The sequence below is a fragment of the Cohaesibacter celericrescens genome (assembly GCF_002866925.1).
Classification (GTDB): Bacteria; Pseudomonadota; Alphaproteobacteria; order Rhizobiales; family Cohaesibacteraceae; genus Cohaesibacter; species Cohaesibacter celericrescens.
In genome coordinates this window covers 579,033-592,341 of the sequence record NZ_PKUQ01000001.1, presented here as the reverse complement: position 1 = coordinate 592,341, position 13,309 = coordinate 579,033, and the positions used below count along the sequence as shown (strand labels likewise).

Here is a 13,309-nt window from a genome sequence, read left to right as displayed (position 1 = left end):
GTTGAATGTTATGGAGAGGCACTGGCATTACCTCGTCTTTTCTCTCCAAATTGTTGTGTGATCGGGGGGGGCATACATAGTGGCTCAAATAATATCGTCAAATTTAAACTTACGAACTGCAATTGCCTGTTTTCTGCATGGACCTTTGACAGCGTCCCATCCATGGAAAGCTCGGTACCTGCTTGTTGGATATAGCTTTGATATGCAATCGCCGGATGGAAAGATGACACATGCAGCCGTTGATGCCAGATAGCACCGACCTCGGTATTTTGATTGTTGCCCATGGTGAACGTGGCGGACGTTTCAACAATGCGCGCGTTTTGGAACTTGCCGATGAAATAGGTTACAAAATAGGCATGGTTCAGGTAGAAGCGGGCGTACTAAAAGGCGCGCCCAGCATTGCAGAGGCTTGGTCTAGACTGAATACGCCGAACAAATTGATTTATCCATTTTTCATGAGTGATGGCTATTTCTGCAACAGGATTTTACCGCAAAAAGTGGCGGAAGAAATTGGACAGTCGATTGAAACACTCACCATGCTGCCGCCATTTGGCGTGTCAGACTGGATTGCGGAAGGAGTTACCAGTGCTCTGTTACAAGATATATCGCGGTTGGGCCTGTCGGGCCACCGCCCGCCGATTTTGATTGCCGCACATGGGGCGTCGATAGATCGTCAATCTAGCAGGCGCGCCCACGAACTTGCTGATAAGCTCAAGCGAACAGGAAATTTCGGGGCCATTTCATGTGGGTTTCTTGATGAAGCACCACATCTCAGTGACATGATTGGAGACGTCTTGCCCAATACAGTGGTGCTGCCACTGTTTAACGGGCTTGGTTCTCATTCTGTCGATGATATGACCAAATTGGCAAAAAACGCACCCGAAAACTGCCATTTCGTTACGCCAGTTGGCGGTCAATCTTGGGTGGGGGACATTATGATTGCTGACATACTCAAGGCCCTGCGTTGGTCGGGAGCGGCAGAAGCTGCCGAATAATAGCCGACCACCTAAAGCCTTGATGGTCGTGAAAACGTCGGCCAAACGACATGAACAATCGTTTTAAAGGTGCGCCGCGCCTTGAGTTGAGGATTTCCTCGATTGTTTCAGCCTCAGGGGATTCCTTAGCAATGGTTCATTCGGATCTGTTTGCAGCCGAGTCTACGCATTTTTATCTCATTGACAGCTGTCAATGAGATAAAAATTTTCTTGCTGAGGACGTAAGAAAGAGGAGTGTCTGGCCTTCAGCTATTCTTTGCGTGCACCACTTCCTGTAAACGCTGTTCTCCGCTGTCACAGTATGTCTGGCTTCGCATGGGCGATGCCTTAGGCATCATGCCATTCTGGCTCCTTTTTGAAAGTCTCATAGAGCTCAGGCAGTTTTCTCGCGACAAATTCTGCAAATGCCCGATCTGGCATTTGGATCTCTGAGCGTTTGGCTTTGTGTGCCAAGGTGGCAAGCTTGGTGTTGTCCGACATCACGGTAGTGGGGATTGGGAGAGCAGGTTTGGCCTCTACCTCTTTGATAAGACGCGAAAACCGCTCATCTGATGAAGCAATGTCTGTGAAGGATTTGCCTTCGATTATTTGTCTTGCGTTATCGAGGTGTACTGGCTGCGCCAGCAGATCAGCCAAATTCTGCCAGCGAGGGCGTCCAATTTTGGGGGCAGGACCGACGCTCTCAATGATGTCATCAGGGATCTTCTCGCTGATGACCTTCAGCCGCGAGGCTTCCGTTGTGTCGACTGACAGAGCGGACATGACCCGGGCATTAGCCTGTTCGTAGTTGGGGACCATTTTGAATAGATGTCCGGCAAGGCGGACCTTTTCAATATAGGTCGCGTCTCTCCGGTAGCTGTTCTCTCTGCCTTGCTCCATCAGAAGAGCGATGTCATCCAGGTCTTTGACAATGCCCTTTATGTATGTCTCGGCCATGCCTCTGGCAGCCATCAGGCGTCTGGTACCGCTCACCACTTGGTATCGATCACTGACTTCTGGATGAGGTCTGACGATGATCGGCACATCCTGACCGTCCTTCTCCATGGACTTGCTCAGTACTTCGATCTCATTGACGTTAGAGTCATCTTCTAGGCGATGAGGAAATGGCGAGGGGTCGATCTTGGATGTCGGAATGTTGATGACTTTGCCGTCCAAAATTTCCGAGCTGTATCTGTCGGCTTCAGAACGCTTCAAATCCTCCCGCGTGTCGTTGGTGTATTTCGTCGGGGGTGAAGCCTTGCTCGCTTTGCGCAACAGGGCAGCCATCCGAATGAATAGCCTCTTTTGCGGTCCTAAAAGGCTGTCATTATCGGCAAGTTCCGAAAGTCCATTTGTGAGAACTAAAGCGCTCTCATCCAGAAATGGTGCCAAATGCATTAACAAGTCTGGATGCCGGCTTCTGAGCAATCGGACGGAATCCAAAGCTTCATGAATTGCATGAGTATTTTTGGGGGTTCCATGGAGGATAAGGGTGGCTGCCAAGATTAGGGCGGACAGCTTCTCTCCGGCGTCCTCGCAAAACTGCAAGTGGCTGGTGTCATTGCTTTTGCACTTGTCTGTCATCACATCTTGGCAAAGCAAGGCAGCAACTGGTGCCTTGGTCACCTCTATGTTTGCGAGAATGTCATCACTCCTGACGTGAGTCCCCTGTTGAGTATGAATATCGCAAGTGAGCTTTTCCAAAACCTCATGTGCACACTGCTGCCAATCGGTCCCTTGCAATGGAAATGCAGCCAACTGGCGTTGAGCCATTCTTTTAAGAGGTGCGAGGTCGTCGGTATTTACAGTGCCAAATAATGGATGCTGCTTTTTGCCTGTCATCTATAGAATTCCTATATCGTCATGCGGCCGCAAGGCGCGGTTGAAATTTAATCACTAGATAGATGGGATCGTTGCCTTGCGAAGAAAAACAGAAAACACGAAGTTTCTTGGCCTCTACGGCAAGCGCCATACCAGGTGAAATCGACGACCTCAGGTTAAAATCAAGTCTCGGTTTTGTATGTCCCAACAAGTATGATGATTGTCTAATCATTATGTGCGTCAGGTTGTCGCGGGTGACAAAGAACAATCTGTGATGGGCGATGAACTAGAGCGACTGCGCATTCAGGATCGATCAGGCTGATCCCTCATCTGGTACGGTGAATTTGACGAGTGTGGTCAATCGGAATATGGCGGGGGGGACGGCGCTTGAGTTTTACCCTCTGCGCCTGAACCATGTCTACCGGCGCACAAGCTCCAAAATTCATGCGTTTTTGAAAGCGCAGCTTTGATAGTGGGGCTTTGAAAGGTTCAGATCCAGACAATCTAAATTGGTATAAAGGGTGGATTGCGGACTTGCTGCGGCGCAATAACGCTATTGCATATATTCGGCACAGCGGACGCTCACGTGCTGATCAGACCGATCTGGCACCAACGGCGATAGAGGGCGGATTGCTGCCGTTCCTGCCGATGAGGAATCGCAGACGTTGCAAGCAAAAGCTGCCATTTGCCGGATACCGGCAAAGCTTGAGGCATGAAGACGGCTTTTTGCTCGCTCGGATGAATTTCTACAATTTCTGTGTAGAAGCGTAGGCAACTCGCTATCGTGGCTCAAAATGCACTGTTTCTGAACTGTGATGCCCTTCACTGTTTGCGATCTTTTTTCTTACTCTCCAAAGGCAACCTAGGCCTCAGGTCAAGTAAGTGAACTGCTAACAAAACCGTTCCCCCCGACGCTTCTTCAATCCGTTCCGCCTCTTTGCGCAGAAGGGAAAAAAGTTCGTCCACGTTGATTCTACGGCTTTCATCCGGATGATCCCAATTCCGATCTTTCGCAAGGGTCACCATCAAGGCACCGGCCCGGCTGTGCTCCGCTGCCATGTACTTTTTCACCAGCTGATTCTCAATTGTATCGCGTAAGTCTTTAGCTGAGCGTCCATCCCCGAGCTTGAGTTCGATCACCGCCTCATGGCGAGAGACTACGGAACGCAATCTGATATCGGTTTCTTTTTCATCTGCGGTCACGGCCTCTTGGTCGACAGTGTAGATCGAGTTGGCTGCATGGCTCAGCTCTCGCGCGATTTCTCGACGCATGACCTTCTCTTCTGATATCCCGGCCCATGCCTCTCGCGGTGAAGCATCAGAGAGGAGAAGGTCATCGAGGTCAGAAAGCCTATCTTTCAAAATTGCAAACATGGCTTTATTCGTTGAGGCAGGCGCTTCCCCGCTTCGATCAAGCGCTACCGCTTGAGCGTCATCAAATGCGTCAGCATCAATCTCTTGCGCCCAATTCTCTTCTGCCACTGCCAAGATGCGATCTTTGAAATGAGCGCAGAGAGGATCTGCGGCCATCTCGAGCTTGGCAGCCAAGCCCTCCTCGCCCTTCGCGTTGAATAATGCCGATACGATATTATTGCGTGCTCGTTCCGCGTTGTCGCGAGTGTCCGGTGAATAGGATCCTTCGTGTTGCGCATCTTCTTGTACTCGAACGTGGCGATAGGCCAGACGAAGCAGCCGCAGCAGTAATTGCGGCGTGAAGCGTTCGTCACCCAAACCAACTGCGTCATTACGATCTTCAAAAAGGTGGGCGAACCATGTCACAGCGTCTGATCGTTCAGATGGCTCAACATTCTCAATCTGATCTGCCAGCTTTTCGATACCCGCCTGCGGATCAATCCTTAATAATGTCGACAACCAAACAAGACGCAGCGCAAACGGCAATTGTTGCTCCAATCTCTGGAGTGCCCGTTTTCGAAGTTTCTCAATTTCCGAAGCAGCGCCATGTTTCAAAATAGTTTTTGCGACTTGCCGAACCCTATTAGTCATTCCATTCGCATTTTCAACGCCAATGATATCATCCCCACCAGTATCCAGCCAGGTTTCCAGTCTGGGAAGGAATAATCTCGCGACTTGCTCAGGTTCTCTATCCACTGTTTGAAGTATGGATCCCAATTGTCCGTGTTTACCCGGCGGCTGGTTCAACTCCCATGACAATTCATCTCCAAGCGTCCGGTCCAAAGCGTTTGGGTGCGCATCTACGAGACGCTCCATCCATAGGGGAAGACCGTTCAGTTCAATAGGAGCGTACCGCGCAACTAGCTCTGCTTCGGCATCGCTGAGTTTAGCTGCCCAGTCCGGGTCTTCTGCTTCAGCGTAGATTGCGGCCAGACCAAGTTGCCAACGAACAAGAAATGTATTGCGCTCACCTTCGGGCCTTTCGCTGGGAAATGTTGGGCGATCATCTCGCCAGATCTTCATCAGCACGCGACGAAGCTTGTCAGCAGTTTCTTGATTGAATTGCTCTTCAATGAAGCGCCGATTCCAACCTGACGATCTACTATCATCACCATCGTGTTTCATGGCACGCCACAAGTTCCAAGCTGTGTTCCAGCTTTGCTCCGTCGAGAATGCGTTTTCAGGCTGATTGGCAACTTCTCGCCAGAACTGAATCCAACTAGCGCGGTCCTTCGCCTTTCGCCGCTCTTCCTGCTTTTGACGGTCAGCCTGTTTCTTTTCCCAACGACGATGTTCTTTATCGTGCTTCGATGGCTTCAGACAGTCGTCCAGCCTTTGTTCCAATGAAGGTTCATCCACTATCAGAGGCCTAAGTCCTTCAACGTGATCTTTCCTTGCATCAGGATTCGGAGACAAACGGATGGCAGCCTCCAAGAGCATTGCACGTTCACCCACATCTCGGGCTGTATTGCCAAGCGCTTCGCCCACCCAAGTCAGATCTCTGTCTGACCTAAGCTGGACAGGTCCATCGTGAATCGCAATCTCTGCGAGCCGACTCCACGGGTCTTTGACTTCATGAAGCGATTGCAGCAAAGCGTCCTCAACCCAAAAGAGACGTTCATTGCCCACTGCATTCAGATTGCTCAGCCGTTCGAAAAGTGACTTGATCGGCTCATAATTGCCATGGTCCCGGTGATGCAATCGCAGTGAAAGAGCGCCAGCACACAGCCATTCTTGATCTTGGCTCATATTGAGGCCGCATTTACACGTTGCTGCGAGCGCTCCACTGAGATGTGGCCGATCACTCGAAATATGTGGCCACTCTTTCCGCCACCTTAGCCCCTCTGAAACTAGCGCCCGGAGGCCATCACGCAGTTCCTCAAGGACAGGGAGATCAAGGGACGATCCTCCTATCAAGTGTGGAAGCTGCCAGCTAAGGTCGCCGGCACTCCGCTTTTCCCACTTTATCCATCTAAGAGTGCTACAAAGCTGCTCAACCGATATGTACTTAGGGAAAAGGCGTATTACGGCACCTCGGGCCACTCTGTCAGGCCAGAGATTGTCAGCATCCGCAATACTGGAAGCGATACCAGTTAACCTGTCATCATCAAGAGCAATTAAAGCGTCAATAGCCGTTATGCGCTCAACTACAGGTGCCGCAATATCCTGAGCGACATGGAATACGATCTCGGCACAACTCTCTATACGGCCTGCCTCGATAAGGCTGATGAAAACTTGTCGCACATCCGGATTCTCTACTCCATTGCGCCAAATATTGACGATTCCATCTGCCAACTCTTCCGATGCAAAACGATGTACCTGAATGTGGGGCACCTGAAGGCCTCTCCAGCCACCAGGGCCGTAACGCTCAGCGTAGGCACGAAGAGCTTGATTTCGCTGCATTTGCGTTAGCGACTCTGGGTCGCCTTCGTCCAAGAGCACCGCAGGCTCATTATCCCGCAAGAGTTCAAATATTCCGTCTTCTTGCAAGGCTAGCCAACCCGCCACTGGTCGCTTGGACGGGCGAACGATCGTCTTGCCTTTGGTTTTCGCGAAAAGAAGCCGCTTGAGGGCTCGAAACGGCATCCCTTGTATTCGAAGAGTTATTAGCCGCTCCGCAGCAAGATACTCCGCAACCGAGCGATGATGGAAGCGCACCCGTCCATATGAAGCGAAGCCAAATAGCGGACGCTCCAGCAGTGCTTTTCGTTCGTCGGGTTGCCAATCTGACAGAATGATCGCGGGATCGAGGGCTGCCGCCTCGTCAACAACGTCGGACGCTGCACTATGGCGGATTGTTAGGCGACGCGTCATCTGAACTGCAAGCGCGAGCCGACTGGCTCCTTCGATCGCCTTGTCGACGGACAATTCCGCCGGTTCAGGTCTGTCGTCTCGAGGCAGCAGCTTCACGCGAACATTCGTGGCAACCTGATCGTGATGCGTTCGGATGCGCTTGTGCTCACGCCAGTCCGCGCATAACTCAATGAGGTCTTGAGGCCTACGTGCAAACTCTAGGGCATTGCGACGTCGTAGATCTTCAAAAAGAAGATCGGGATCGCTCACTCCCTGGTGCCGACAAAAATCGACGATCTGCTCGTCCGACAGTGGCATCAAGGCTACCGACCGCCAATCGGCCGATGGGTTCTTGCTTTTGTTGTCGTGTTGCTCCTGATGTTCGCGCATTGCGACCTTTGCGAATGCCTCTTCGTCCGATTCTGAGGACGGCGCAGGAGGAACGGGCAGCAGATTTCGGACCAGCTGTTCGTCAAAGGGTATCGGTCGGGTCGTGATTACGACTCGCACCCGGTGAAGCTGATTTCCGATGCACTTCTTCAGTCGTTTGAGCGCGCGCTCAAATGAGCCCAACGTCAACTTCAACTCGTCAATCGAGTCTAGGAAAAATGTCGCCACCTCCGACTGTGAAGTAAGCCAAACGTCCAGCCGTGTTTCTTCATCGGCATCTAGCAGGCTGCGAAGTTCGTCCGTCGCCAGCGCTGCCAATTCAACGAAGAATGCTGGTTCTCCTGCAGACCACAGATGCGTCGCCTGAGTGCGGCATTCATATGTTTTTCCCGCACCTGCCTCTGATATTATCAGCACACGCTTTGATAGCAGTAAATCATCCCACGTAGATCCTCTTGCCCAACCTAGACTAACCAAGAACGATTGCTGATCAGCTTCGCTTATTTTTTCGTTGGGGATGTTTTGAAAGGTGCGCTCAATCATTTCTGAATTTCATTTTTTCATGTGTAGACTTCGATACAGGAGCAACTATATGCTCACTTTCGTTGGGCGCAATGGATTGTTGTTGCAAAAAAAGCAACCACAAGCTTTTCTCTATCAAGGTTTATACAGTTTTCGAGAAGCAGAGTTTCTAGACCCCGTAGTAGTTATGCTGCATGCTGCGCCAATGGCCGCAAACGGAGAATGGCTAACCCACTCCAGCACGGCCTCACATGGCAGCTTTGGGCCGTAAGCAATGGCGGTGGCCCCTCAATTGGCAGGGTGCTTTCCGCATTGCCGCATGTCTGCAAGGAGCCCATATTGACGAATGCTGCAGTGTGGCCCAACGTCCGCAATATGGCATTCAACACTTTACCTAATAGTGTTTCAAAAACGGTGGGGTTCGCATCAATCTTCCAAAAGAAAAAGCGGGAGATTCTCGCCTCATTTCGTAAAGTTGCTTACCCTTCAGTGAAGGGTGGTACTCTTGCTTTTTGATGCTTTTCGAGCGCGCGCGTCTGCTGCCCGGCGTTGCTTGCGGCTCATCCCTTGGTTTTGGGCTTGCGGGTGACCGCGCATCGAGAGTGGCACATTGGAGGGTGCGGCTTGGATAACCGCTGGTTGCTCGGAGATCGATGCTGATGGCATAGCAGCAAATGCAGGCATTGGCATTTGGGGTTGCACGGCTTCCCATTCATTGGCCTGATAAATGTCGCCTAAGGTCGTCGCTGAGCGCTGCAGAACATAGTCTTCTGGCTTTGGTAGGTTGGACGAATAGATCCAGCGGAAGGGCATTTTGGCACTACCAAGGTCAGTCTGAATATAACCATCCTCAGAGATCATGCCCCCGCGCTCTTGAATGATGTCGAGGATCGATAGATCTTCATCATTTTCCAGAATGAAGCGAGTACCAAGGCGGAGTTGCCCAACCTCTTTCACTTTCACCCTTCCATCCGATTGCTTCTCACCAATAATAGCGTGGATGAAACGATCTCCGAGCGAGCCGAGAGGGCAACCTGTTGCCGCACGGACTTTGGTGCCGTCTTTCATGACCAGAGCACCGTCCGAGCGCAAAATGTCCATAATGGGAACGTGTTCGCCGTCAAACTTGCCATCACCACACAAGGTTACATGGCCGGGTGTAACCATCAGCCCATGCACATCAAGAATTTGCTTTGCGGTGTTTATGAAAGTGCGGGTCACACGACCAGATTGAAGCTTGCCATCCTTGTCATAGGATAACACCCAATCTTCAGGTTTGACCTCTTCAATCGGTTTCTCAGTACCATCCGCCATTGCGATGGAAGTCCCTGCGAGGAAGCATTCTGGAGGACTGTTTTCCCAAGGTTTTTCTTGTGCGTATTTTTCAACCAGTTTGCCATATTTTGTTACTTGTTTTGCGGAGAGTTTATTATATAGAGTTGCAATTTCTGCCAATGTGGCATTCGGCAATCTTTCTTTTATTTCGGCTAAAAGCTTTGCTGCTGTAGCAATGTTAGCTGATGGATGTGTAATTATCTCAGAAGGCTCAATCCATCCAGTAATACTTCCCCAGAGTTCTGGTATTATATTTGCTGGTCTAACTGAAGAACCCATTCCAAAGTCGTACCAACCATGTGAGTTTTCTAGATAAACTATAGATTCTAGTAATTTTTCATCAATACCAAATTTATTGGAATACTTATCAATATATGCCTTGTTATCTAAGACAGCCTTGGTTCCAATTGAGCTTATTGCATAATAAGGCGTGGAGGGATCTTTGCCTGACCATGGCGCAATATTAATTGTCCCTGGAGTATCACTAATAATAGAATTGTATCTTTCTGTCCAACCGTTGAGATTAGCCATTTTTTTCTCTCCTCAAGAATCCTATTATTATCTTTGCAATGTGAAATACCATTAGAATGGAAGCCAAAGAGACGAGTAAACATGCGGTTGCTAAAACCGCTATATTAAAATATTCAACTCTACCGCCATTGGGCCCATCTATAACAAAAAACTGCCCAGCATTTATAGAAATACCTTCTTGGATAAAGAAGAATGTATTTAACATGGATAGTAATATGGCGGCTGTATAACGTGCCATGCTGTGCCTTCCAAGTGTCGCAAGACACGTTTTCATTAGAAGCGAATAATGCAACTTTAAGGAGATGTGCGATGGTCTGTCAATTGCAAAAACAATCTATGGCATTGATCAAGTTTGACACTATTACCCATAAAAGCACGAGCTTCTGAGAAACTGGGGCTGACTTTTGAAAGGTGGACTTATTTGCTCAATGATATTTGTGTCTTCTATTTACACCGCATTTGCAACACTTCTCTAAGAGAAGTGTTGCAAATGCGGCCATTGGTGTGCACTGGACGAAGGTCTGGAAGGTCCGCATAGTGTGAGCTCGTGGAACCTGCAGCGAAAGACTGTTTCGTGCAGGCCTCTGCTTATTTTAACATAGGCATTCTGAACCGCAATGAGCTACAAATCGGTTTGCTTGGAGTGCCATTGGGCAAAACTTCAGGGAAGTTTGTAAAACTTTTCCAAGAAAAGTGTAAAACCGCAAAAATAGTGTTCTTGCTGTCTTGTGTAAGATTTTGATTTTATTGGGAAATTTTGGTAGCGGAGGAGAGACTTGAACTCCCGACACGCGGATTATGATTCCGCTGCTCTAACCAACTGAGCTACTCCGCCATACCATTGCACGCCGTTGTCGGGCGAGACGTGTGTGGCTTATAGGCATCGTGCTTGTGGCTGTCAAGTTGGGTTTTGTGCAAGTCGACAGAAATTGTTGCCTTGTGCATAAAGGCTTCCAAATCAACCGCGTGTGGACGGTGGTCTGGATTTGAAAAGCACGCATCAGTTGATGCGGTTTCTGCTGATAAAAATATCTATCTATGTTGTACAATGCTGTTCAAGGGGAGGGTTTAGGCGCACTGTTGTCGGTCTGTTTGTCGCATGTCTTTAGAAGCCTTTTAACGGTGTAAATGTAATGGCACGCATATCAGGATCCGGTGGTGAGAAGACGCTCCACGCGATTTATGACGCCTCGATTGAATTGATTTACCAAAATGGTTATGAGGCTGTTTCCTTGCGCCAGTTGGCTGGTACTGTCGGAATACAGGTGGGGTCTCTGTATAATCACATCGCTTCCAAACAAGAGCTTTTATATAAGCTGAACTTTCTATCATGCTGGAACTGAATAGGGCTTTGAGTGGGCAATTGCGCGGTGTGGAAGACCCAGAAGAGACTTTGCGGATCTTTACCCGGTTTCAAATCAGCTATTATTCCGCACGGAAAAAACAGGTTTTCATCGGCAATTCTGAATTGCCCAGTTTATCGGGTGAACACTATCAATAGATTGTGGTATTGCGCGATCAGTATGAGACGTGTTTGGTGACTATTCTTGAAAATGGCGCTGACAAGGAACGATGGGCCAAAGAGGATATGCGCGTGTCGGCTAAGGCATTGATCGCTATGCTCACAGGTGTTTGCGTTTGGTATGACCCAATGGGCGGCTATACTATTGATCAATTGGTTGAACACTATAGCAGCCTTGTGTTCAACGGTATTAAGGGGTTCGTGCCTTGATGGAAGGCTGCTAGGCCGTACAAGACTTATGCATGACTGGATTTCCGAATGGGGCCGTGTTGAATTGCGGGCTTGTTTGTTTAGATCTTGGTCGTAAATTTCAGGAGTGCATGATGTCAGAACCCCAACTCAATCACGTCAGTATCGGACCGGAGAGTGGACCTGCTGTGGTTTTTCTGCATGGTTTTGCGGGTGATTTGACCGGTTGGGCCAATCTGCAGGTGGGTTTGTCGGCCTCTATTCGGAGCATTGCTTTTGACTTGCCCGGTCATGGTGGATCGCTTGATTATCCAAAAACATGCAATGCGGTGGTTGCTGCCAAGGCCGTTATGGCCGATTTGAACGCTCTTGATATTGAGGCTGTTCACTTGGTGGGGCATTCCATGGGGGGCGCTGTTGCATCTTTGATTGCCATGAAACAGCCCGACCGTGTGGCCTCTCTTACATTGTTGGCACCGGGGGGCTTTGGGCCAGAGATCAATCAGTCGCTGTTGCGCAACTATGCGCGGGCAGAGGATGCCGACAGTATTCATGTGCTGTTGGATCAGTTTTTTGGCTGGGAATTCGATGTACCCAAATCCTTGGCCGAGCAGATTGCGGTTCACCGCGCCAAGCCCGGGGCGCTTGCTGCTTTGCAGGCCACGGCCGAAGCTATTATTGATGGCAAAGTGCAAAAGATTTTGCCTCTTGCCGAGTTGGGCTCGCTTCCCATCCCCATAAAGGTTATTTGGGGCACGCAGGATCGGGTGTTGCCAACACGGCATAGTTACAGCTTGCCACCAAGGATGGCTGTGCATGTTTTTGATAGAGTCGGGCACATGCCGCATATTGAAAAGGGACGAGATATTTTGGCTTTGATTCGCCAAAATATAAAAGCTGCTGGCTAATATCCCCTGATCGGGGCGGCGATCCGGGGTGTCGTCTTTTATGGCGCTTTGGCGCAGAATTGTGCGGTTTATACTGGTCGGTTCGCGTGGCTCTGAGGAGTTATCCTGACGGCTTCCTTGTCAATTGATTAACCAATTGCAAGCGCCTATAATGGATATCGCTCTTTCTGATTGTTCATTCAATTGCCGAACTGCTATTCGGGGTGGAGCGATTGTAACAGGGACGATGAGCTATCTTTATCCATGATGGATTAAGATAACTCTGGATTGACAGAATGGTATTCACTCATGGATGAGCAGAAAAAAACTGAGCCCGTACGAAGCCTCGGTCGCGCCATTCGTGAGGTTCGCATCGCCGATGTTGAACAGAGTAGCGTTATTGTTGAACTCGGTGATACAGAGCGCGCGCGGTTGGAGCTTCTGGGCGAAGCGTTGGAAGATGTTGCCAAAGAATTGCCTGATGACATGGAAATGCTGACGTTTCAGATCGTTCCGGGGCGCAAGCCTCGTTTCTGGGTCGACATTACCAGTTTTGTCGAGATGGCGCGTGACAAGCGGAGCTATCGCTTCTTGAAGGACACGCGATTGGGCCGCACGGTGCTGATCGAGAGTCAGGATGTTGATGACGTGGCTGATTCCGTTACGCATTATTTAGCGGAACGGATCATTGAACGTGAAAAAGCGATTGAGTCTGACTATTTGCTCGCCAAAATGGGCGATAAAGCAATTAATGTGGAGGCCGCAGGGCAGGCCAAGCGCGATAGAAATCAGCAGCGCGGTGGCATGAGCGGAGTGTGGTGGTTCTTTTTCGGGATCATCGCTGGTGCGATCGGCCTTGTGCTTTATGCCTGGTTCTTGCCGACCAAATTCTGAGTGTTATTCAGATGCGTGCATCAAGCTTTTCGTTCGGG

At 49.7% G+C, this 13,309-nt stretch carries 10 protein-coding genes and 1 tRNA gene; 6 read left to right on the top strand and 5 right to left on the bottom strand.

Going from position 1 to position 13,309, the window contains the following annotated elements; all coding sequences use genetic code 11:
• The first annotated feature begins 242 nt into the window (after positions 1-242).
• Complete coding sequence (locus C0081_RS02870) at positions 243-995, top strand: CbiX/SirB N-terminal domain-containing protein (protein WP_180966731.1); 753 nt, start codon at positions 243-245, stop codon at positions 993-995.
• A 327-nt stretch (positions 996-1,322) separates the two neighbouring features.
• Here C0081_RS02870 and repB read toward each other — a convergent pair whose 3' ends face one another.
• Positions 1,323-2,816, bottom strand: coding sequence for a plasmid partitioning protein RepB (repB, locus tag C0081_RS02865; protein ID WP_101532264.1), 1,494 nt, complete (start codon positions 2,814-2,816; stop codon positions 1,323-1,325).
• A gap of 801 nt (positions 2,817-3,617) precedes the next feature.
• Positions 3,618-7,934 (bottom strand): NACHT domain-containing protein, encoded by a 4,317-nt coding sequence (locus C0081_RS02860; protein ID WP_101532263.1) that lies wholly within the window; start codon positions 7,932-7,934, stop codon positions 3,618-3,620.
• Positions 7,935-7,983: 49 nt separating this feature from the next.
• Here C0081_RS02860 and C0081_RS02855 point away from each other — a divergent pair, with 49 nt between their 5' ends.
• Positions 7,984-8,184, top strand: a complete 201-nt coding sequence (locus C0081_RS02855; protein ID WP_101532262.1) for a hypothetical protein — start codon at positions 7,984-7,986, stop codon at positions 8,182-8,184.
• A gap of 215 nt (positions 8,185-8,399) precedes the next feature.
• Here C0081_RS02855 and C0081_RS02850 read toward each other — a convergent pair whose 3' ends face one another.
• From C0081_RS02850 to C0081_RS02840, 3 genes are all read right to left on the bottom strand, one after another.
• A complete protein-coding gene (locus C0081_RS02850; protein WP_101532261.1) occupies positions 8,400-9,779 on the bottom strand; it encodes a Hint domain-containing protein in 1,380 nt (459 codons plus the stop codon).
• A complete protein-coding gene (locus C0081_RS02845) occupies positions 9,772-10,017 on the bottom strand; it encodes a hypothetical protein (protein WP_101532260.1) in 246 nt (81 codons plus the stop codon). Before C0081_RS02845 ends, C0081_RS02850 begins: the two co-directional genes overlap by 8 nt.
• A gap of 520 nt (positions 10,018-10,537) precedes the next feature.
• Positions 10,538-10,614 (bottom strand) — tRNA-Met (locus C0081_RS02840).
• Between the two features lie 298 nt (positions 10,615-10,912).
• Here C0081_RS02840 and C0081_RS02835 point away from each other — a divergent pair.
• From C0081_RS02835 to C0081_RS02820, 4 genes are all read left to right on the top strand, one after another.
• A complete protein-coding gene (locus tag C0081_RS02835) occupies positions 10,913-11,122 on the top strand; it encodes a TetR/AcrR family transcriptional regulator (protein ID WP_101532259.1) in 210 nt (69 codons plus the stop codon).
• Between the two features lie 161 nt (positions 11,123-11,283).
• Complete coding sequence (locus C0081_RS02830; RefSeq protein WP_280952854.1) at positions 11,284-11,511, top strand: TetR-type transcription factor C-terminal domain-containing protein; 228 nt, start codon at positions 11,284-11,286, stop codon at positions 11,509-11,511.
• Positions 11,512-11,624: 113 nt separating this feature from the next.
• Complete coding sequence (locus C0081_RS02825) at positions 11,625-12,398, top strand: alpha/beta fold hydrolase (RefSeq protein WP_210200363.1); 774 nt, start codon at positions 11,625-11,627, stop codon at positions 12,396-12,398.
• 288 nt (positions 12,399-12,686) lie between these two features.
• Positions 12,687-13,271: a hypothetical protein gene (locus C0081_RS02820; RefSeq protein ID WP_101532256.1), complete on the top strand. Its 585-nt coding sequence runs from the start codon at positions 12,687-12,689 to the stop codon at positions 13,269-13,271.
• Positions 13,272-13,309 lie beyond the last annotated feature (38 nt).

What these genes read in the sequence shown, in the direction of transcription:
- C0081_RS02870 (WP_180966731.1), top strand. Translation starts at nt 243, where the DNA reads ATGCCAGATAGCACCGACCTCGGTATTTTGATTGTTGCCCATGGTGAA.
- repB (WP_101532264.1), bottom strand. Translation starts at nt 2,816, where the DNA reads ATGACAGGCAAAAAGCAGCATCCATTATTTGGCACTGTAAATACCGAC.
- C0081_RS02860 (WP_101532263.1), bottom strand. Translation starts at nt 7,934, where the DNA reads ATGATTGAGCGCACCTTTCAAAACATCCCCAACGAAAAAATAAGCGAA.
- C0081_RS02855 (WP_101532262.1), top strand. Translation starts at nt 7,984, where the DNA reads ATGCTCACTTTCGTTGGGCGCAATGGATTGTTGTTGCAAAAAAAGCAA.
- C0081_RS02850 (WP_101532261.1), bottom strand. Translation starts at nt 9,779, where the DNA reads ATGGCTAATCTCAACGGTTGGACAGAAAGATACAATTCTATTATTAGT.
- C0081_RS02845 (WP_101532260.1), bottom strand. Translation starts at nt 10,017, where the DNA reads ATGGCACGTTATACAGCCGCCATATTACTATCCATGTTAAATACATTC.
- C0081_RS02835 (WP_101532259.1), top strand. Translation starts at nt 10,913, where the DNA reads ATGGCACGCATATCAGGATCCGGTGGTGAGAAGACGCTCCACGCGATT.
- C0081_RS02825 (WP_210200363.1), top strand. Translation starts at nt 11,625, where the DNA reads ATGTCAGAACCCCAACTCAATCACGTCAGTATCGGACCGGAGAGTGGA.
- C0081_RS02820 (WP_101532256.1), top strand. Translation starts at nt 12,687, where the DNA reads ATGGATGAGCAGAAAAAAACTGAGCCCGTACGAAGCCTCGGTCGCGCC.